The organism is Alteribacillus persepolensis (genome assembly GCF_900099605.1).
GTDB lineage: Bacteria > Bacillota > Bacilli > Bacillales > Marinococcaceae > Alteribacillus > Alteribacillus persepolensis.
The window spans coordinates 14,818-35,114 of sequence record NZ_FNDK01000027.1 but is presented as its reverse complement, the minus strand read 5'-3'; the positions used below and the strand labels follow the sequence as shown (position 1 = coordinate 35,114).

Sequence of the window (20,297 nt, the reverse complement as noted above, 5' to 3'; positions counted from 1 at the left end):
AGGTTCAGCTAAAGAGATGGGGCTGTAAGGTTTGTTGTTTGGAATAACTTATCCCTCTAGTATTGATGGCTCTTCAGGTTCGCTTGCCGCGGGCAAGGCTTCAGCTAACCGATGGGAGACCACCGTCGGTGGATCTTCAGCTCTTGCTTTTCCCGCAGGCGTCTCACCTGGTCGCCAACCAAAAATAATGGACGAAAAAACTCCAACATTCTTTTTTTTATGCTAAACACACAAAAAAATCGCCTCTTTCGGTATAATGAAGTCACCACAACCCATTAACGAAAGAAGGCGATTTTTTATGAGTAACCTAACGGCCACTTTCCAAGAGTATACCATGAATCAGCTGTATCTTCCTATGGATTTTTCAGATTTAATTCCCGAAGATCACGTCGCCCGAATCGTGAGCGACATGATCGATGCCCTGGACGATCAGCTAGTGTAACAAAAAAGCCCCTTATACGGGACTTCCCGACAAGTTATGAATCTTTATCCAGCAATTGCAAAATACGTTCCAGGTCATCATCTGTTAAAAATTCAATTTCAATCTTCCCTTTTTTCTTGCCTTTTTTGATAGAAACAGACGTTCCAAAATAAGACCGTAGAGCATCTTCTTTTGATTTTAAAAAGATAGAGGATTCTTCGGTCTTTTTATGGCGTTTTTTGTCTGTTTCACGTGAAACATTGTTTATACGTTGTACAAGTTCCTCTGTTTGCCGTACGTTTAATGATTCATCTTCAACCTGCTTTAACACTTCTGCTGCTTTTTTATGGTCATCTAAACCGAGCAGCGTTCTGCCATGTCCCATGGAAATGGTTTTATCAGCTAATTTTCTTTGTACTTGTTTTGGCAGCTGCATCAGGCGCAAATGATTAGCAATATGCGGCCTGCTTTTTCCAATTCTTTTTGATAACTCTTCTTGTGTGACCCCAAGATACTGGATAAGTTTGCTATACGCCTTTGCTTCTTCCAAAGGATTCAAATTCTCCCGTTGCAGATTTTCAATAAGGGCAATTTCCATCATCTTTTCATCTGATAGCTCTTGTTCAACGGCGGGGACAGTTTTTAATCCTGCATCCTTCGCTGCTCGAAATCTTCGTTCACCTGCAACGATTTCATAACCTTTAATACTCTTCCGCACGATAAGAGGCTGTAAAATGCCATGCTCTTGAATAGACTCTTTCAGCTCGTGAATGGCTTCACTAGAAAATGAATGCCTTGGTTGATAAGGATTCGGCCGTAAATCTTTAATTTTTATATTTCTAACCACTTGGTTTTGTTCTTGTTTTGCTTCGTCAGGAAAAAAAGCATTGAGACCTCGTCCAAGACCTTTACCCACCAGTCACCACCTCCTTTGCTAGATCTAAATACACTTCCGCCCCTCTTGATTTGGCGTCATACAAAATAATTGGAAGCCCATGACTAGGTGCCTCTCCTAAACGAACATTTCGGGGTACAATGGTTTGAAATACTTTCTCTCGAAAATATTTTTTTACTTCTTCAATTACTTGCAGCCCTAAATTGGTCCTGGCATCTAACATCGTTAATATGACTCCTTCAATCGCTAAATCATTGTTTAAATGTTTTTGTACTAAACGGACCGTATTTAACAGCTGGCTTAATCCTTCAAGCGCATAATACTCACATTGCACGGGGATTAAAACGGAATCGGCAGCTGTTAGAGCATTAATGGTTAACAAACCAAGTGATGGCGGGCAGTCAATAATAATATAATCAAATTCCTTCTCTACATCACTCAATGCCTTTTTTAAACGAATTTCCCTGGAAATAGTCGGTACTAATTCAATTTCTGCTCCAGAGAGCTGAATGGTAGCTGGAATAACATCTAAATTTTCTACCGTAGATGGTTTCACTACTTGTTTTACATTGGCATCTTCAACTAAAAGATTATACACACATTCATCTACATCACCTTTTTCAATCCCTGCTCCACTCGTTGCATTGCCTTGTGGGTCAATATCCACTAATAGAACCCTTTTGCCTATATAAGCTAAACAAGCACTGATATTTACAGCCGTGGTCGTCTTACCTACTCCACCCTTTTGGTTAGCGACAGCAACAACTTTTGCCATCGGCAGGACACCTACTTTCCTCTAAACAACTTCCATCGCTACGTTTGTTGTCATTATTCTATCACGTTTTTTGGTATATGTTGTAAACGTTTTTTCGACAACTTCCTCCGTTTTTCTTTTATTATTAAAAAGATTCACAACTTGGAGACGTCAAAATGACTCTTCAGAACAAACAGCCCGTGTCACAAATATCTTACATGTGTATTCTTATGTAGAAACAAAGCATGCCAAGGAGTTGTTTGCCTGTAAACATGTTCACAGTTGTTAACCTGACTAATGGGAACACCGATAGAAGAAGTACAAACAAAACAAGCACGTAAACCGGGCTGCAAGCTTGAAGTGAAAAGGGTCCCCAGAGACCCGGCGTTTACTCTAGACGTAAACACCAGCCTTCTCTTTTCTATCAGTATAAAAAAGTAATCTGCCATCACAGTGGCAGATTACTTTTTTGGAATACGAATCGTGAACTGATAATATTCTTCATGATCTTCCTCATCCGTTTCAACGTTCATCCCGCTTTCTGTTACCATATCCACGGATTGGCGGATGGTATTTAACGCCAGACGGGTGTCTTTGGAAAAGTGTTTTCGCGTCGGCTTTTTCTTTTTCGGCTTGCTTTCACCTTGCAGCTGTTTTTTTATTAACTCTTCTGTTTGTTTCACATTGAGCTCATGTTTAATAATTTGCTCTAATACGTGTTCCTGCTTATCTGCATCTTTCATAGGCAGCAGAGCCCGAGCGTGTCTCTCCGTTATTTTCCGTTCTTTTAGTGCTTGCTGGACACTGTCTGTTAAATGCAAAAGACGCAATTTATTTGCAACCGTTGATTGGCCTTTACCAAGTCTTTGTGCCAGGCTTTCCTGTGTTAAATTGTGCAACTCCAGCAATTTAGCATATGCTACAGCTTCTTCAATTGCTGTTAATTCTTCACGCTGTAAATTTTCAATAAGTGCTACCGAAGCTGTTTCTGTATCATTAAATTCTTTAATAATAGCTGGGATTTCTTCCATTTGAAGGTATAGAGCCGCCCGCCAACGCCTCTCCCCTGCAATAATTTCATAGCGGTCCTCGCGCTGCCTGACCGTGATTGGCTGCAGCAGCCCATGCGTGCGAATTGATTGTGCAAGCTCCGCAATCTTATCCTCTTGGAAAATAGTACGCGGCTGAAATGGATTGGCAGTGATTTGATCAACAGAAATACGTTTCACTTCATCTTCTGAACGCTGGTCTTTTCCTTCTTTGCCATTATCTTGGTCGCCAAGACCAAACCACTTTTGAAGCGATTGCTTCATTGCCTGACACCACCTTACTAGAAACTACAATATATCAATGTTTCATTTCGCCATTTCCTTGCGAAAAACCTTCTTTCAAGAATCGACCTTATCTGCATATATTTTACCACGCTTGAGTGCTTTGTCTACCATGTTAAATATCGGAAACTTTCATCATACTAGTGGTTTTTTCGCAGGAGTTCCAGGCTTTCTTGGATATTTTCCCGGTGTCGAATCGATTTTTTCCATGCGCAAAATGAAACGACTGCTTTCTTCATGAGGCAGCTTTAACGCATACGGCTCCAGCCACCTTCCTCCAAGTTTCCTGCAAGCACTGTTCGCTTCTTCCTTTTCTTCCAGTCCTGTTGACCCTTTCATCGCTAAAAATATACCACCTCGTCTGACAAAAGGCAGACAAAGTTCTGTTAAGACATTCATTTTTGCGACAGCGCGAGCAATTGCTACGTCGTATGTTTCGCGGTGAGACACATCGCGTGCCGCTTCTTCTGCTCGGCCGTGCACAAATTGCACATTATCCAGACCTAGTTCATCTGCTATATGTTTCAAAAACTTCGTTCTTTTTTTCAGCGAATCAATAATAACCACTTGTAAGTGAGGAAAACATATTTTTATCGGAATACTTGGAAAACCAGCGCCCGCACCAATATCAACAATTCGGACTGCTGATTGAAAATCATAGGCAAAAGCAGCCGTAAGGGAATCATAAAAATGTTTTTCATATACATCGTCTTCATCTGTAATACCAGTTAAATTCATTTTTTCATTCCACTCTATTAGTGCATGATAATATGTTTCAAACTGCTGCATTTGCTGTTCTGACAGATGTATGCTATTTTGCTTCAGCCAGCTTGCAAATTGCTGCTTACTCATAAAAATAAGCTCCTTTGTGTGGATATTTCCTTTTTATCAATGTAAATAAGCTCCAGCGCCAACCTTAATAGTATGTGAAGGCACTGGAGCTGCTTTTATGCTTCCGCTGTTTTTGCTAAACGACCTTGCTCTAAATAAACGAGCAAAATGGAAATATCTGATGGATTGACCCCGGAAACTCTCGACGCCTGCCCAACAGAAATCGGACGTACTTCCGCCAATTTTTGTCTTGCTTCTGTCGCAATTCCTGAAATTTGTTCGTAATCCAAGTTCTCTGGAATTTTCTTTTTCTCCATCTTTTTCATACGCTCCACTTGTTCTAGCTGTTTGGTAATATATCCTTCATATTTTGTTTGAATCTCCACTTGTTCACTAACATCAGGAGTCACATTCTCATCTCCAGGTGCAAATGGGATAATATCATCATAACCCAATTCCGGACGTTTCAACAGATGTGCAGCAGAAGCTGCTTCTTTCATTGGTGATGACTGTTTTTCTGCTAACAGCTTTTGTAATTCTTCGCTTGGCTTAATAATCGTTTTTTCAAGGCGTGCTTTTTCTTTAGCGATTGCCTCTTTTTTCGCCACGAAACGCTGATAACGCTCTTCTGGAATAAGACCAATTTCGTATCCTCTCTCTGTCAAACGTAGGTCTGCGTTATCATGACGCAAAAGCAGACGGTATTCTGCTCTAGATGTAAGCAGACGATATGGTTCATTTGTACCTTTTGTGACCAAGTCATCAATCAATACCCCAATGTAACCATCAGAACGGTCTAGAATAACTCCTTCTTTACCTTGTGCTTTACAAGCTGCGTTAATGCCAGCCATAATCCCTTGACCTGCCGCTTCTTCATAACCAGACGTGCCATTGATTTGACCTGCTGTAAACAAATTCTCTACTTTTTTCGTTTCAAGTGTCGGCCACAATTGAGTTGGAACAATGGCATCATATTCAATGGCATATCCAGGACGCATCATTCGTACGTTTTCAAGCCCCGGTATCGTTTTAAGCATCTTAAACTGCACATCTTCCGGCAGACTGGTGGATAAGCCTTGCACATATACTTCAGATGTGTTGCGGCCTTCTGGCTCTAAGAATATTTGATGTTTTGGTTTATCGTGAAAACGTACAATCTTATCTTCAATGGATGGACAATAACGCGGACCTGTACCTTCAATCATGCCCGAGTACATCGGGGAACGTTTTAAGTTGTCGTTAATAATTTGATGAGTCATTTCTCCGGTGTAGGTCAACCAGCAAGGAAGTTGATCCGTGATATATTTTGTCGTTTCATATGAAAAGGCACGAGGTTTGTCATCACCTGGCTGAATTTCTGTTTTATCGTAATCGATACTGCTTCCGTTGACACGAGGAGGTGTCCCCGTCTTAAACCGAACCATTTCAAATCCCAGTGATTTCAAACTGTGCGAAAGGTTAACAGATGGCTGCATATTATTTGGACCGCTCTCATACGCCAAATCCCCTAAGATAATTTTTCCTCGCAAGTACGTACCTGTCGTAACAACCACCGTTTTCGCGTAATAGGACGCTCCTGTATTTGTGACAACACCCTTACATACTCCATCTTCAACAATTAATTCTTCTACCATTCCTTGGCGAAGCAAGAGGTTTTCTTCTTCTTCTAATGTTTTCTTCATTTCATGTTGATACAAAAACTTATCCGCTTGTGCGCGCAGCGCTCGTACGGCAGGCCCTTTCCCTGTGTTTAACATTCTCATTTGAATATGGGTTTTATCAATATTTTTGGCCATTTCTCCGCCCAAAGCATCGATTTCCCGTACAACAATTCCTTTTGCCGGTCCGCCTACAGATGGATTACAAGGCATAAATGCAACAGAATCGAGATTTAACGTCAGCATTAACGTTTTCGATCCCATCCTGGCAGCAGCAAGCCCCGCTTCTACACCAGCGTGACCAGCACCAATAACAATAACATCAAATTTGCCGCCGTCATAATGCATGATGGCTGCCTCCCTTTTTGTTTATTTTCCTAAGCAAAACTGTGAAAACAGTTGATCAATTAAACTGTCATGCACGTTTTCTCCAACAATTTCTCCTAGCTGTTCCCACGCCCGTGTAATATCAATCTGCACCATATCTACCGGCACTGCCATCTCAGCTGCTGCTAACGCCTCATCAATAGACTGTTTGGCTTGGTTCAGCAGCCCGATATGACGAGCGTTGGATATATAACTTAAATCTGCTGTTTCAACGCCTTCTTCAAAAAACAACTTAGAAATCACTTGCTCTAGCTCTTCAATGCCTTCATCTTTTAAAAGCGAGGCCGTAATAACCGGACGTTCCTGTGCTAACTCTTTTACACGGCCTGCATCTACCTTTTGATCAAGATCGGTTTTATTTAAAATCACTACTGCATTTAACCCTTCAATCGCCTGAAACAGCGCTTCGTCTTCATCCGTTAATCTTTCGGCGCTGTTAATGACTAATAATACCAGATCTGCTTCTTTTAATACTTGATGGGAACGTTCCACACCAATTTTTTCGACAATATCTTCCGTTTCACGAATTCCAGCTGTATCAATAAGACGAAGCGGCACACCTCGTACATTTACGTATTCTTCTAACACGTCACGTGTGGTACCAGGCACATCGGTTACAATTGCCTTATTTTCATGCACCAAGCTGTTCATTAAGGAAGACTTCCCTACATTGGGCCGGCCAATAATGGCTGTAGCCAGTCCTTCACGCAAAATCTTCCCTTGTTTTGCTGTCGCAAGCAACTCATTAATTTCTGCCCGTACTTCTTTGGCATGTGCGCGTAAACGTTCTAACGTCACCGATTCCGCATCGTATTCTGGGTAGTCAATATTGACTTCTACGTTGGCAACGGTCTCAAGCAGTTTTTGCCGTAATCTCCTGACCTTATCAGACAAACGTCCGTCCACTTGTTTGAGAGCAGCATTCATCGCCCGATCTGTTTTTGCACGAATTAAATCCATAACACCTTCTGCTTGGGATAAATCAATTCGTCCGTTTAAAAAGGCTCGTTTTGTAAATTCACCTGGTTCGGCGATTCTTGCCCCATGACTTAATACTAAATCCAGCACTTTGTTAACAGAAACCAATCCGCCATGACAATTTATTTCAACTACATCTTCTTTTGTAAATGTCTTAGGGGCATGAAGGACGGATACCATTACCTCTTCTACCGGCTCTTCTGTCTGCGGATCAACGAGGTGACCGTAGTGAATTGTGTGGGTGTCTACGTCTTTTAATGAGTGCTTTCCCTTATAAAATGCATCTGCAATGGATAAAGCCTTATCTCCGCTGATACGCACAATCGCAATTGCCCCTTCTCCTGTGGGGGTAGAAATAGCTGCAATCGTATCAAAATCCATCCTTCTTCACCTCCTTCTACTTTATTCTTTTAAATTGTTGTATGGTTATTTTATATATTATCGTCATTTCTGATATTTTTCAGAACATGAGAAAGCTAATGTTTCCCTAACATAATAGAATACCACATGTTTTTCATTTGAAAAAGAGAATAACCATCCACATGTGGACAACTTATTTTATAGTTTTTCTTTATTTTTATCAACAAGAAAAATGCTTCTCTTGTTAGAAAAGCCCATGTTGCTGCTAATCCTCAATAGAAACAGCGTATACTTTTTTATCAGCACAAAAAAAGCATTCGCGTCTAGCAGCAGCCATTTACGCGAATGCTTCAATCGTTCGTCACCATTGTTCACTTCAGGAACAATAATTGGTTTTTAGGGGGGTAATAACAATATGTCGATACGGTTCTGAACCGTCTGAATGCGTTTCAATGTTTTCATTGGCTTGAAGAGCGGAATGAATAATCTTTCTTTCCCTGGCATTCATCGGTTCCAATACGACTTTTTCTCTTGTCCGCATTGCTTTGTTCGCCAATCGTTCAGCTAGTTCTTCTAAAGCTATTCTTCTGCGTTCCCGGTAATTTTCCGCATCTAACACAATGCGAGAATACTGATTGGAATGGCGGTTGGCAACTAAATTGGTTAAATACTGCAGAGAATCAAGCGTCTTGCCACGTTTTCCAATCAATACTCCCAGGTTCTCTCCTGATAGAGACAATTCCGTTTCTTTACCGCGCTTTATCACTTCTACTTCAGCATCTACTTGCATCTCTTGAATCACCTGACGCAAAAATTTCACAGACTCTTCAATCGGATCTATTTTAATAGACGCTTCAATTACAGCTGGTTTGGTTCCAATCAAGCCGAGAAAACCTTTTGAAGGTTCTTCCATCACGTCATACGTAATCTCTTTTTCGCTGTCTACATTCAGCTTTACTATCGCTTCACGCACCGCTTCTTCAATCGTTTTTCCCGAAACTTTGACTGTCTTCACTTTTTCTTCGCTCCCCCCGCTTTTGCTTCTGCTTTATCATCTGCTCGTTTTCTAGCTCCTGGTCCTGTAATAAAGTACGTTTGAGCAATCATAAACAAGTTACCGACAACCCAGTATAAGGCCAGCGCTGAAGGGAAAAAGAAGGCAAAAGCCGTAATCATAAACGGCATCATGTACATTAATATACGCATTTGCGGGTTATCTTGTACCATCATCATTTTTTGCTGAATAAACGTTGTTATACCAGCAATAAATGGAAGAATAAAGTCTGGCTGACCAAGTTCAAACCATAAAAAGACATGGCCTCCTATTTCTCTTGTCCGCATAATAGCGTGATAAAACGCAATTAAAATCGGCATTTGTACTAATATAGGGAAACACCCAGCCAATGGATTAATATTTTTCTCTTGGAAAAGTTTCATGGTTTCTTGCTGCAGCTTCTGCTGGGTTTGTTGATCTTTTGCACTGTATTTTTCTCTTAACTTCTGCATTTCCGGCTGAAGTTCCTGCATCGCCCGAGCACTTTTTGTTTGTTTAATCATTAAAGGCAAAATGATGAGACGAAGTAAAATAGTTACAACGATAATAGAAAGCCCATAATCTTCATTCATGTATTCAGCAATCGTCACTATTAACCAATGAAGCGGGTACACGAAAAACGTATTCCAAATTCCCTCACTATTTTCATTAATAGGCTCATCAATATCCATGCATCCTGTTAACAATGCCATAAGGGTAACAAGCACTACGCCTAGACCTATTTTCTTGTACACAAGAGTTTCCTCCTTGTTTAAATTAGCAAAAAAAGCGCACGTAAGCGCTGACATTGCCCGTATCTAATTTCATTTAACCACACTATATTGTAGCGGAGAATAACTAAGAAATAAAGAAAACAAAAATAATACGTTATGACTTGTTTTAATGTTTTTGAATCACGCCGGCTACGCCCATTACATGACGCATACTTTTTTTAATTTCCTCATATGACATCGTCACGACAGGACGTCTTGCAATAATAATGTAATCCCGCTCTCCCTCTAGCCGGTCAGCGATTTCTCTTACTGCCTCTCGTAATAAACGCTTTATTCGATTTCTTGTGACAGCATTCCCCATTTTTTTGCTGACCGTTAATCCAACTCGAAAATGAGGCTGATCCTCTTTATGCAAAACATAAACAACCAACTGTCGATTCGCATAAGACGTGCCTTTTTCGAACACTCGGCTAAATTCGTGATTCCTTTTAATTCTGTACGCTTTCTTCAATCCATTGCCCTCCGTTAACCGCGTAATACCTTTATGTAAAAAGAGACAGAAGCACTGCTTTGACTCATTGTATCCATTTCACATCTTAAAAACACGGCAGCGGCCGCTTGCACATCCATGACTCTCTTAACGTCTTGAATGCACGGGCCATACTGCCTAACTTTTTATATTTTCCTATCAGTGGAAAAAAGACCACTGTGTGATCAGTGGTCTTAAGCAGATAATACTTTTCTTCCTTTACGGCGACGATTTTTAAGAACGTGACGACCGTTTTTCGTACTCATACGAGCGCGGAATCCATGTACTTTTTTACGTTTACGATTATTTGGTGTATAAGTTGGTTTACCCATTTCTATTTGCACCTCCCTGAGGACTTTTGCTAATTAAGGACATTCCCGTAAATTATAAAGATATTCACTAACTATTGTCAAGAAGCATCTCTATTTCTTATGTATCTATCTCCGCATCATTCTGTTTACAACTATAAGCCAACTATCAGCTTGTGTATAACTTTTTAGGGCGAACACCCATTTTTCGACAATATTATCTACAACTTACACACATAATATAGTGTTGTGGAAAAAAAGAATACACAAGTTATTGATTATGTGGATAACCTTTATAAATGCCGTTGCTAGTAGTGTTTATTTTTGGTATGATGAATTTGTTTTTATTCTGGATAACTTATCAGACATTGTCATTTTTCCACACATGTGAATAACTATGTGGATAATATTCCACACCCTTAGGATAGGATTATCCACAAGGTTGTTAAGCCTGTGGACATATTTTTTTCTACCATAATTATTTTTATTTAATAGTTATGCAGTTAATTGGGGATAAGTCTGTCTGTTCCCATTTCTGATTTGCACATGTTCAGTCAACTCTTGAAGGCTTCCTTCTTAACTATAAAAAGAATCGGAGGCCTTTTCTTACCGTTTGGCACATAATTCAAGGACAAGCGGTTCTATTATTTACAAAAAGGAGGAGGGGGCACAGTTTGGAGAATATTAAAGATTTATGGGATCAAACATTGGATGTTATACGGAAAAAAGTGAGCAAACCAAGTTTTGAAACATGGTTAAAATCGACAAAAGCCACCGAACTTCATGAAGATACCATTATTATTACTGCTCCGAATGAATTTGCCAGAGACTGGTTAGAAAATCGTTACTCAAGCCTCATTTCAGATACTTTGCAAGATATTACTGGTGCCGATTTAAACGTTAAATTTATTATTCCTGAAACAGAAGAAGAACATGGTATATCCATTGAACAGGAAATGAAAAAAATGCCATCTGAATCAGGTCAGCATAGTGATGAAGTTCCAAAAAGCATGCTTAATGATAAATATACATTTAATACGTTTGTCATCGGCTCTGGGAATCGATTTGCACACGCAGCATCACTTGCTGTTGCCGAAGCACCTGCAAAAGCCTATAATCCACTTTTCATTTATGGTGGTGTAGGACTGGGAAAAACACATTTAATGCATGCTATCGGACATTACGTGATTGACCATAATCCTGAAGCTCGCGTTGTTTATCTTTCTTCCGAAAAATTCACCAATGAATTTATTAACTCCATTCGTGACAACAAAGCAGTCAATTTTCGTAATAAATACAGAAGCGTGGATGTACTGCTGATTGATGATATTCAATTTTTAGCTGGAAAAGAACAAACGCAAGAAGAGTTTTTCCATACATTTAATGCTCTGCACGAAGAAAGCAAACAAATTGTGATTTCAAGCGACAGGCCGCCAAAAGAAATTCCAACCCTCGAGGATCGGCTTCGTTCACGGTTTGAATGGGGATTGATTACAGACATTACTCCTCCTGATTTAGAAACAAGAATCGCTATTTTACGCAAAAAAGCCAAGGCAGAAAAACTTGATGTTCCAAATGAAGTTATGCTCTATATTGCAAATCAAATTGACACGAATATCCGCGAATTAGAAGGTGCACTAATTCGGGTCGTGGCTTATTCTTCCCTTATTAATCAAGATATGAATGCTGATTTAGCAGCAGAAGCATTAAAAGATATCATCCCAAGTTCGAAACCGAAAAAAATTACTATTCCAGATATCCAAGAAACCGTTGCTGAACAGTTTGGCATTCAAGTGCAGGAATTAAAAGCAAAGAAACGCACAAAAACCATTGCATTTCCTCGTCAAATAGCAATGTATTTATCGCGGGAAATGACAGAATCATCTTTGCCGAAAATTGGTGACGAATTTGGAGGACGAGATCATACAACTGTCATTCATGCACACGAGAAAATTGCCACAATGCTTCAAACAGACACCGAACTGCAAAAAAGCCTTCAAGAAATTATCGACAAGTTAAAAACATGATGTGTAAAACTCGTTTAGTTATACACACATTATCCACATGTGCACAACTCTGTCGTTACAGGGTTGTTTCAGAATTATCCACAATATACACAACACCTATTACTATGACGACTTATTATTAATTAAATATATATATAAAGGGAGATGTAGTATGCATTTTATAATACAGCGTGATAAATTCGTTCAAAGTGTGCAGCACGTGAATAAAGCTGTATCTTCCAGAACTACAATTCCAATCTTAACGGGAATTAAATTAGAAGTGACATCTGATGGAGTAACACTGACAGGCAGTGATTCTGATATATCCATTGAATCTTTTATACCTGCAGCAGATGAAGAAAAAGAATATGTAGAAGTAAAAAAAGAAGGCAGCATTGTCTTACAAGCTCGCTTTTTTGCTGATATTGTTAAAAAATTGCCAGGTGATGATATAGAAGTCATGGTTCAAGACCAATTTGCGACTACATTACGGTCTGGAAGCGTTGTTTTTAATTTAAACGGGCTGGATCCGGAAGAATATCCCCAACTACCAAAACTTGATGAAAGCCGCACGTTTCGTCTTCCGCAAAACTTGCTGAAAGATATGATTAGGCAAACGGTGTTCGCTGTGTCGAACCAGGAAACCCGTCCAGTGTTGACAGGTGTAAACATGGAGATAGAAAATGGAATATTGACCTGTACTGCAACAGACAGCCATCGATTAGCAATGAGAAAAGCGATAACGGAATCAACGACGGAAAATTTAACGATTTCTAATGTTGTTATTCCTGGAAAAAGTTTAAATGAATTAAGTAAAATACTTGATGACACAGATGATTTAGTTGACATTGTTGTAACAGGCAGCCAGATCTTATTTCAATTCAAGCATCTCTTGTTCTTTTCAAGATTGCTTGATGGAAAGTACCCAGTAACCAAAAACATGATTCCAGAACAAGCAAAGACACAAATAGAACTTCCAACAAAAGAATTGCTGCATTCACTAGAAAGAGCGTTGTTGCTGTCAAAAGAAGCCAAAAACAATGTTATTAATTTAAAAACATTGGAAGGAGATGTATTGGAAGTCACATCCATCTCTTCTGAAGTTGGGAAAGTCACTGAAAAAATTCATTGTCACCAGGTAGAGGGGGAAGAACTGCGTATTTCCTTTAACGGTAAAAATATTATGGATGCCTTGAAAGTTATTGACAGTGAAATGGTCCATATTATGTTTACTGGTGCGATGAGCCCGTTTATCCTCCGCCCAACCGATCATGATCAAATGCTCCATCTCTTTTCACCTGTTCGCACGTACTAGTAACTATCCCCTGGGATGCCATTTCCTGGGGGTTTCTCTATGAATATACATGTTTATGCGCCAAAATGATTTCTATTCGTTTCTATTGGCGTTATACGCATATTTTTAGTAAAATATATAGTGTATTCATATGTCATTTGAAGCGGAGTTATGATTACCGAATGTTTATCCAAAAAAACGTCGATGTTATTAGCAAGCACAGGAGGGATAATGATGAGCCAATCAATTGAAATAACAACAGAATATATCACGTTAGGACAACTCTTAAAAGAAGTTGGAGTCATTGATACAGGTGGAATGGCGAAGTGGTTTTTATCAGAACATGAAGTTCTTGTTAATCAGACAGATGAAAAACGGCGCGGCAAAAAACTTTATAACGGTGATGAAATTATGATTGAAGGTGCTGGTACATTCGTAGTTTCTTCAACACAACAGTAAGAGGGGTTGTTTGTGTATATCCATTCACTCTTTCTTAAACAATTTCGCAATTACCGCCATATCCATCTGAATGTTGAAAACAAAGTCAATGTTATTTTAGGTGAGAATGCTCAAGGTAAAACAAACCTCATGGAAGCTATCTATGTGCTTGCTTTTGCAAAATCGCATCGGACGTCAAAAGATAAGGAATTAATAGAGTGGGATCAGGATTTTGCTCGTATCGAAGCAGAACTTTCTCGTAAGAACAGCACGCAAAACTTAGAAGTTATTGTGTCATCTAAGGGAAAGAAAACAAAGATAAATGGATTGGAACAGAGAAAATTAAGTGAGTTTGTCGGAGCTTGCAATGTCGTGATGTTTGCTCCTGAAGATTTAAACTTAGTGAAAGGCGGACCGCGTATCCGCCGAAGATTTATAGATATGGAACTTGGACAAATCAGTGCGGTTTATCTTCATGACTTAACGAACTACCAACGTGTCTTAAAGCAGCGGAATCAGTTATTAAAAGACATCTTTCCTGTGCCGGACCAAGAGCAAGAAATAATGTTAGAGGTGCTGAGCGATCAATTAGCACAAGCTGCAGCCAAAGTTATACAGAAGCGTTTTTCATTCATTGACATGCTCCAATCTTGGGCGGAAAGAATTCATTCACAAATTACTCAAACAAAAGAAGAGTTAGCTTTAACATATCTTCCGGCTGCTGAGGTATCAGAAGACATGAATTTGTCGAAGATAGAAGAGAAAATAAAAGAAAAACTAGGCGAAGACAGAAATAGCGAGATTCGGCGGGGAATGACGTTAAGCGGTCCCCACCGTGACGAATTATCTCTTTTGATTAACCAAAAAGACGTTCAAACGTATGGTTCACAAGGACAACAACGAACAGCTGCGCTGTCTTTAAAGCTCGCAGAGATTGAATTAATACATGACAACATCGGGGAATACCCGATTTTATTATTGGATGATGTGCTGTCAGAGCTAGACCATCACCGGCAATCTCATTTACTGAATACGATCCAGGGCAAGGTCCAGACATTTGTAACAACAACAAGTGTAGACAGCATTGAACATGACACATTAAAACAGGCATCTACGTTTTACGCCAAAGCGGGACATGTCAGTCAAATGAAATGAGGTGGAAACCATGTTTATTCACTTAGGTGGAGACACGGTCATACGTTCAAAAGATGTTGTGGCTATTCTAGACCAGGATACACACGATTCATCAAGCATCACGAGACAATTTCTTTCGTCACAGGATGACAAAAATGTCATTGAAATTTCTGAGGAGTTAACAAAATCGGTCGTAGTAACTGTCGATCGAGTGTATTTATCTCCTATTTCTTCTTTGACGTTAAGACGAAGAGCTCAAGTCGTTTCAGAGTTTGAAGACTACAGTGAAGACGTTGGGGAAAGCACAGAAATACAAGATAGTTAATTTCTCTTGGCTCGTTTAGACCCAACATGTATGGAAGTGAAGGTGAAGTAAATTGTCATTAGAACAACATTCATACGATGAAAGTCAAATCCAGGTACTAGAAGGTTTAGAAGCCGTTCGCAAAAGACCAGGGATGTATATTGGTTCAACTAGCAGCCGCGGCCTTCATCATTTAGTTTGGGAAATTGTAGATAACAGCATTGATGAAGCCATGGGTGGTTATTGCGATTATATTTATATTACGGTAGAAGAAGATAATAGCATAACTGTACAAGATAATGGACGTGGAATTCCCGTAGGCATTCAAGAAAAGATGGGCAGGCCTGCAGTCGAAGTTATTATGACCGTTTTACATGCCGGTGGAAAGTTTGGCGGTGGTGGTTACAAGGTTTCAGGTGGTTTACACGGTGTTGGTGCATCTGTGGTGAATGCTTTATCGGAGATGCTTGAAGTAGAAGTGCACCGGGATGGTGAAATACACCATCAGAGTTATAAACGAGGGGTTCCTCAACAAGATTTACAAGTAATTGGCAAAACGGAAAAACAAGGTACAAAAATTCATTTCAAACCGGACCCCGAAATTTTTAAAGAAACAGTAGAGTTTGAGTACCAAATACTTGCTACCCGTTTAAGAGAGCTGGCTTTTTTAAATAAAGGACTGCACATTGTCTTTGAAGACAAACGAGATGAAGAGAAAGAAACAGTTGAATATTACTATGAAGGCGGCATATCATCCTTTGTTGAATATTTAAACCGCCAAAAAGAGCCGATTCACGAGCCGCCTATATTTATCGAGAGCGAAAGAGACGGGGTACAGGTAGATATTGCTGTGCAATACAATAATAGTTTCACAAGCAATATTTATTCTTATGCAAATAACATTAATACCCACGAAGGCGGAACACATGAATCAGGTTTTAAAACGGGATTGACACGTGCTATTAATGACTATGCCAGAAAGCACAATTTATTCAAAGAAAATGACCCAAATCTCGTTGGCGACGATGTACGTGAGGGATTAACAGCCATTATATCGGTCAAAATCCAAGATCCGCAGTTCGAAGGGCAAACGAAAACAAAACTTGGAAACAGTGAAGCTAGAACGATTACAGATTCTTTGTTTAGTGAATATTTTTCCCGTTTTTTAGCAGAAAATCCGGACACTGCGAAAAATATCGTAGAAAAAGGGTTAATGGCTTCTCGTGCCAGAGAAGCGGCGAAAAAAGCACGAGAATTAACACGGCGGAAAAATGCATTAGAAGTTAGTTCTCTCCCAGGTAAATTAGCAGATTGTTCTTCTAGAGATGCTTCTATTAGTGAACTGTATATCGTCGAAGGTGACTCTGCAGGAGGTTCTGCTAAGCAAGGAAGAGATCGTCATTTTCAAGCAATTCTGCCATTGCGAGGCAAAATCATTAATGTCGAAAAAGCAAGACTGGACAAGATTTTAGCCAACAATGAAATCCGCTCCATTATTACAGCGTTAGGTTCCGGGATTGGAGAAGAGTTTGATATCGAAAAAACACGGTATCACAAAATCATCATTATGACAGATGCTGACGTTGACGGAGCCCATATCCGTACGCTGTTGCTGACATTTTTCTATCGGTATATGCGTCCGTTAATTGAATATGGATATATTTATATTGCCCAGCCGCCTTTGTACAAAATTACACAAGGCAAGACGGTACGATACGCATATGTGGAAAAAGAGCTAGATCAAGTATTAAATGAACTCCCATCACAGCCCAAGCCTACGTATCAGCGTTATAAAGGCCTTGGGGAGATGAACCCTTCTCAATTGTGGGAAACAACGATGAATCCAGAAAAGCGTTCCGTGTTACAAGTAACGTTAGAAGACGCAATGAATGCAGACGCGATTTTTGAAACATTGATGGGAGATCGTGTAGAGCCGCGCAGAGACTTTATTCAAGAAAATGCCCGTTATGTCAAAAACTTAGATGTGTAATAAGAAAAGCGCAAGTGCTTGAAAGAGGACAATTTGGTTAAGATAAGGGATTTTTTATGAGAAACGGTCTGTGGAAAGCAAAAGTCAGCTTTCCGCAGACAGACCGAAGGAACCTAAAGCGGATAGGTGCTTGCCGCCAGGCAATGAAAACGCCAGCTTTTATACTTTCTTATCTTTAGAAAAAGGCGCCTTTGACAGCCATTCAGGCGCCTATGCTTTTCTATAAGGGAAGTGAAAATACAAACACCTGCGTGAATGTTGCTGTAAACATGCTCGTGGTTCGTGCTGCAACCTGTCGCTGGCAGGATGTTTGTATGTTGTTGAAAACAGCTCCAAAACTTTGGGAGGTTCAAAGAATGGCAGAAAATGAATCAAGAGTAACAGAAATAAATATCGGACAAGAAATGCAGACGTCGTTTTTAGATTATGCGATGAGTGTTATTGTCAGCCGTGCATTACCTGATGTGCGGGATGGCTTAAAACCGGTTCACCGTCGTATTTTATTTGCGATGAGTGCTCTAGGTATGACACCGGATAAACCCTACCGCAAATCTGCTCGTATTGTTGGAGACGTTATTGGTAAATACCATCCTCATGGTGATTCCGCAGTGTATGAAACGATGGTAAGAATGGCTCAAGATTTTAGTTATCGTTACATGTTAGTGGATGGTCATGGCAACTTTGGATCTGTTGATGGAGATGCTGCAGCAGCGATGCGTTACACAGAAGCAAAAATGGCCAAAATCTCCATGGAAATGGTGCGTGACATCAACAAAGATACAATTGATTATCAAGACAACTATGATGGTAACGAGAAAGAACCAGTTGTGCTGCCAGCAAAGTTTCCAAATTTACTTATCAATGGCGCAGCAGGTATTGCTGTCGGGATGGCGACGAATATCCCGCCTCATCAATTGGGAGAAGTCATTGATGGTGTGCTTGCTTTAAGTCACAATCCTGATATAACGGTACCCGAACTGATGGAATATATCCCTGGTCCAGACTTTCCGACAGGTGCTTCCATCCTTGGACGTTCAGGCATTAAAAAAGCCTATCAAACAGGCAGAGGATCAATTATGATTCGAGCCAATGCGTACATTGATGAAAAAAGTAATGGAAAACAGTCAATTATTGTCAACGAGCTGCCATATCAAGTAAATAAAGCACGTTTAATTGAAAAGATTGCCGAACTTGTACGGGACAAGAAGATTGAAGGTATTACTGATTTACGTGATGAGTCAGATCGAAATGGCATGCGTATTGTCATTGAAGTACGAAAAGATACAAATGCCAATGTACTGCTCAATAACCTGTATAAACAAACAGCACTGCAGACCAGCTTCGGTATTAATATGCTGGCTCTTGTGGACGGGCGTCCGAAAGTACTGAATTTAAAAGAGTGTCTCTATCATTATTTAGAACACCAAAAAGAAGTAATTAAACGACGTACGGCTTTTGAGTTGAGAAAAGCGGAAGCAAGAGCCCATATTCTAGAAGGATTGCGCGTTGCACTCGATTATCTAGATGAAGTGATTGAATTAATACGCAGCTCGCAAACAACGGAAATCGCTCGTAATGGTTTGATAGAGAGATTCTCTCTTAGTCATGAGCAGGCTCAAGCTATTTTGGATATGCGCTTGCAGCGTTTAACAGGTTTAGAAAGAGACAAAATTGAACAGGAATATAAAGATTTAGTTGACCGTATCAAAGAATTAAAAGAAATTTTGGCTAGTGAAGAACGCGTGTTAGACATTATTCGTGAGGAACTGACGGGACTAAAAGCACAATTTAATGATGAGCGCCGCACTATTATCACAGCGGGAGACAACCAAATTGAAGATGAAGATTTAATTCCACGGCAAAACGTGGTTATTACAATCTCTCATCATGGTTATTTAAAACGAATGCCAATTGATACGTACCGAAGTCAACGGCGTGGCGGGAAGGGTGTCCAAGGAATGGGCACTAATGACGATGACTTTGTCGAACATTTATTTACGACAAGTTCACACGCGACGATACTGTTTTTCACAAATAAAGGGAAAGTCTATCGCTTAAAAGGCTATGAGATCCCTGAGTTGAAACGAACCGCTAAAGGTATTCCAATCATTAACTTACTGCAAATTGATAAGGATGAAGAAATCAGTACAGTCATTCCGGTAGAACAGTATGCAGAAGATGCATATTTGTTTTTCTTGACCAAACAGGGGATTGCAAAGCGCACACCACTTTCTGCTTTTGCCAATATCCGGAAAGGCGGCCTGTTTGCTGTTAACGTAAAAGAGAATGATGAATTGCATGGTGTTCGTTTAACGACAGGTGATGACAGTTTAATTATTGGTACAAAACACGGCATGGCTATTCATTTTAATGAATCAAACGTCCGGTTTATGGGCCGGACAGCAACCGGGGTAAAAGCTATCTCGTTAGAATCAGAAGACGAAGTTGTTGGAATGGATATTGCTTCTAACAGCAAAGATGTGTTGATGGTTACGAATAAAGGATACGGAAAACGCACACCGGTGGAGGAATTTAAAATACAAAACCGGGGCGGAAAAGGTTTGAAAGCTTGTAATTTGACGGAGCGTAATGGAGATCTTGTGTCCATGAGATGTATTTCAGAAGATCATGATATTATGGTTATGACTATACACGGCGTGTTAATTCGCATAAACACACAAGAAATTTCTTGTTTAGGCCGTTACGCACAAGGAGTAAAATTAATCCGCCTGTCTGAAGGAGAAGAAGTTTCTACCGTAGCACCAGTTGACACACCAGAAGAAGAGGACGAGGTGGACAAAGATTCGACAGAATCCGATACAACGGATAGTGTTGCAGCAGACGATGTCGATGAAAATAACGTTCCAGAAGAATAAAAACCTTCGGCCGTAGTGCCGAAGGTTTTTCTATGT

General features: G+C 40.0%; 18 protein-coding genes. 8 read left to right on the top strand and 10 right to left on the bottom strand.

Translation table 11 applies throughout. From position 1 onward, the window contains the following. Positions 1-298: 298 nt before the first annotated feature. Complete coding sequence (locus BLT18_RS18000) at positions 299-442, top strand: transposase (protein WP_139184755.1); 144 nt, start codon at positions 299-301, stop codon at positions 440-442. Positions 443-476: 34 nt separating this feature from the next. Here the strand turns inward: BLT18_RS18000 and BLT18_RS15610 are convergent, their stop codons facing one another. From BLT18_RS15610 to rpmH, 10 genes are all read right to left on the bottom strand, one after another. After that, positions 477-1,337, bottom strand: a complete 861-nt coding sequence (locus BLT18_RS15610; protein WP_091276084.1) for a ParB/RepB/Spo0J family partition protein — start codon at positions 1,335-1,337, stop codon at positions 477-479. Continuing rightward, on the bottom strand, positions 1,330-2,091 hold the full coding sequence (locus BLT18_RS15605; protein ID WP_091276082.1) for a ParA family protein: 762 nt from the start codon (positions 2,089-2,091) through the stop codon (positions 1,330-1,332). The genes BLT18_RS15610 and BLT18_RS15605 overlap by 8 nt, the downstream gene beginning before the upstream one ends. Positions 2,092-2,531: 440 nt before the next feature. Further along, positions 2,532-3,383 (bottom strand): nucleoid occlusion protein, encoded by an 852-nt coding sequence (noc, locus tag BLT18_RS15600; protein WP_091276079.1) that lies wholly within the window; start codon positions 3,381-3,383, stop codon positions 2,532-2,534. Between the two features lie 153 nt (positions 3,384-3,536). Further along, positions 3,537-4,253: a 16S rRNA (guanine(527)-N(7))-methyltransferase RsmG gene (gene rsmG, locus BLT18_RS15595; protein WP_091276078.1), complete on the bottom strand. Its 717-nt coding sequence runs from the start codon at positions 4,251-4,253 to the stop codon at positions 3,537-3,539. Between the two features lie 95 nt (positions 4,254-4,348). Further along, complete coding sequence (gene mnmG / locus BLT18_RS15590) at positions 4,349-6,238, bottom strand: tRNA uridine-5-carboxymethylaminomethyl(34) synthesis enzyme MnmG (protein WP_091276076.1); 1,890 nt, start codon at positions 6,236-6,238, stop codon at positions 4,349-4,351. A gap of 21 nt (positions 6,239-6,259) precedes the next feature. Continuing rightward, entirely contained in the window at positions 6,260-7,636 is a 1,377-nt protein-coding gene (mnmE, locus tag BLT18_RS15585) for a tRNA uridine-5-carboxymethylaminomethyl(34) synthesis GTPase MnmE (RefSeq protein ID WP_091276073.1), read from the bottom strand. Positions 7,637-7,991: 355 nt separating this feature from the next. Continuing rightward, positions 7,992-8,630, bottom strand: a complete 639-nt coding sequence (gene jag / locus BLT18_RS15580; RefSeq protein ID WP_091276070.1) for an RNA-binding cell elongation regulator Jag/EloR — start codon at positions 8,628-8,630, stop codon at positions 7,992-7,994. Continuing rightward, complete coding sequence (gene spoIIIJ / locus BLT18_RS15575) at positions 8,627-9,403, bottom strand: YidC family membrane integrase SpoIIIJ (RefSeq protein WP_091276068.1); 777 nt, start codon at positions 9,401-9,403, stop codon at positions 8,627-8,629. The genes jag and spoIIIJ overlap by 4 nt, the downstream gene beginning before the upstream one ends. A 145-nt stretch (positions 9,404-9,548) precedes the next feature. Further along, complete coding sequence (rnpA, locus tag BLT18_RS15570) at positions 9,549-9,893, bottom strand: ribonuclease P protein component (protein ID WP_091276065.1); 345 nt, start codon at positions 9,891-9,893, stop codon at positions 9,549-9,551. A 212-nt stretch (positions 9,894-10,105) separates the two neighbouring features. After that, a complete protein-coding gene (rpmH, locus tag BLT18_RS15565; RefSeq protein WP_091276063.1) occupies positions 10,106-10,243 on the bottom strand; it encodes a 50S ribosomal protein L34 in 138 nt (45 codons plus the stop codon). A gap of 650 nt (positions 10,244-10,893) precedes the next feature. On the opposite strand from rpmH, the gene dnaA reads away from it, so the two are divergent. The 7 genes from dnaA (at position 10,894) to gyrA (ending at position 20,261) form a co-directional block, all read left to right on the top strand. Further along, on the top strand, positions 10,894-12,246 hold the full coding sequence (gene dnaA / locus BLT18_RS15560) for a chromosomal replication initiator protein DnaA (RefSeq protein WP_091276061.1): 1,353 nt from the start codon (positions 10,894-10,896) through the stop codon (positions 12,244-12,246). 151 nt (positions 12,247-12,397) lie between these two features. Then, positions 12,398-13,540 carry a DNA polymerase III subunit beta gene (gene dnaN / locus BLT18_RS15555; protein ID WP_091276059.1) on the top strand — a complete coding sequence of 381 codons (1,143 nt, stop codon included), beginning with the start codon at positions 12,398-12,400 and terminating at the stop codon, positions 13,538-13,540. A 213-nt stretch (positions 13,541-13,753) separates the two neighbouring features. Next, positions 13,754-13,978, top strand: coding sequence for a S4 domain-containing protein YaaA (yaaA, locus tag BLT18_RS15550; protein ID WP_091276056.1), 225 nt, complete (start codon positions 13,754-13,756; stop codon positions 13,976-13,978). Positions 13,979-13,990: 12 nt separating this feature from the next. Next, a complete protein-coding gene (gene recF / locus BLT18_RS15545) occupies positions 13,991-15,112 on the top strand; it encodes a DNA replication/repair protein RecF (protein WP_091276054.1) in 1,122 nt (373 codons plus the stop codon). Between the two features lie 10 nt (positions 15,113-15,122). Continuing rightward, a complete protein-coding gene (remB, locus tag BLT18_RS15540; RefSeq protein WP_091276052.1) occupies positions 15,123-15,416 on the top strand; it encodes an extracellular matrix regulator RemB in 294 nt (97 codons plus the stop codon). A gap of 52 nt (positions 15,417-15,468) precedes the next feature. Next, positions 15,469-17,385, top strand: coding sequence for a DNA topoisomerase (ATP-hydrolyzing) subunit B (gene gyrB / locus BLT18_RS15535; protein ID WP_091276049.1), 1,917 nt, complete (start codon positions 15,469-15,471; stop codon positions 17,383-17,385). 356 nt (positions 17,386-17,741) lie between these two features. Then, positions 17,742-20,261: a DNA gyrase subunit A gene (gyrA, locus tag BLT18_RS15530; RefSeq protein ID WP_091276088.1), complete on the top strand. Its 2,520-nt coding sequence runs from the start codon at positions 17,742-17,744 to the stop codon at positions 20,259-20,261. The last annotated feature ends 36 nt before the right edge of the window (positions 20,262-20,297 follow it).

What these genes read in the sequence shown, in the direction of transcription:
- BLT18_RS18000 (WP_139184755.1), top strand. Translation starts at nt 299, where the DNA reads ATGAGTAACCTAACGGCCACTTTCCAAGAGTATACCATGAATCAGCTG.
- BLT18_RS15605 (WP_091276082.1), bottom strand. Translation starts at nt 2,091, where the DNA reads ATGGCAAAAGTTGTTGCTGTCGCTAACCAAAAGGGTGGAGTAGGTAAG.
- noc (WP_091276079.1), bottom strand. Translation starts at nt 3,383, where the DNA reads ATGAAGCAATCGCTTCAAAAGTGGTTTGGTCTTGGCGACCAAGATAAT.
- rsmG (WP_091276078.1), bottom strand. Translation starts at nt 4,253, where the DNA reads ATGAGTAAGCAGCAATTTGCAAGCTGGCTGAAGCAAAATAGCATACAT.
- mnmG (WP_091276076.1), bottom strand. Translation starts at nt 6,238, where the DNA reads ATGCATTATGACGGCGGCAAATTTGATGTTATTGTTATTGGTGCTGGT.
- mnmE (WP_091276073.1), bottom strand. Translation starts at nt 7,636, where the DNA reads ATGGATTTTGATACGATTGCAGCTATTTCTACCCCCACAGGAGAAGGG.
- rpmH (WP_091276063.1), bottom strand. Translation starts at nt 10,243, where the DNA reads ATGGGTAAACCAACTTATACACCAAATAATCGTAAACGTAAAAAAGTA.
- dnaN (WP_091276059.1), top strand. Translation starts at nt 12,398, where the DNA reads ATGCATTTTATAATACAGCGTGATAAATTCGTTCAAAGTGTGCAGCAC.
- yaaA (WP_091276056.1), top strand. Translation starts at nt 13,754, where the DNA reads ATGAGCCAATCAATTGAAATAACAACAGAATATATCACGTTAGGACAA.
- remB (WP_091276052.1), top strand. Translation starts at nt 15,123, where the DNA reads ATGTTTATTCACTTAGGTGGAGACACGGTCATACGTTCAAAAGATGTT.
- gyrA (WP_091276088.1), top strand. Translation starts at nt 17,742, where the DNA reads ATGGCAGAAAATGAATCAAGAGTAACAGAAATAAATATCGGACAAGAA.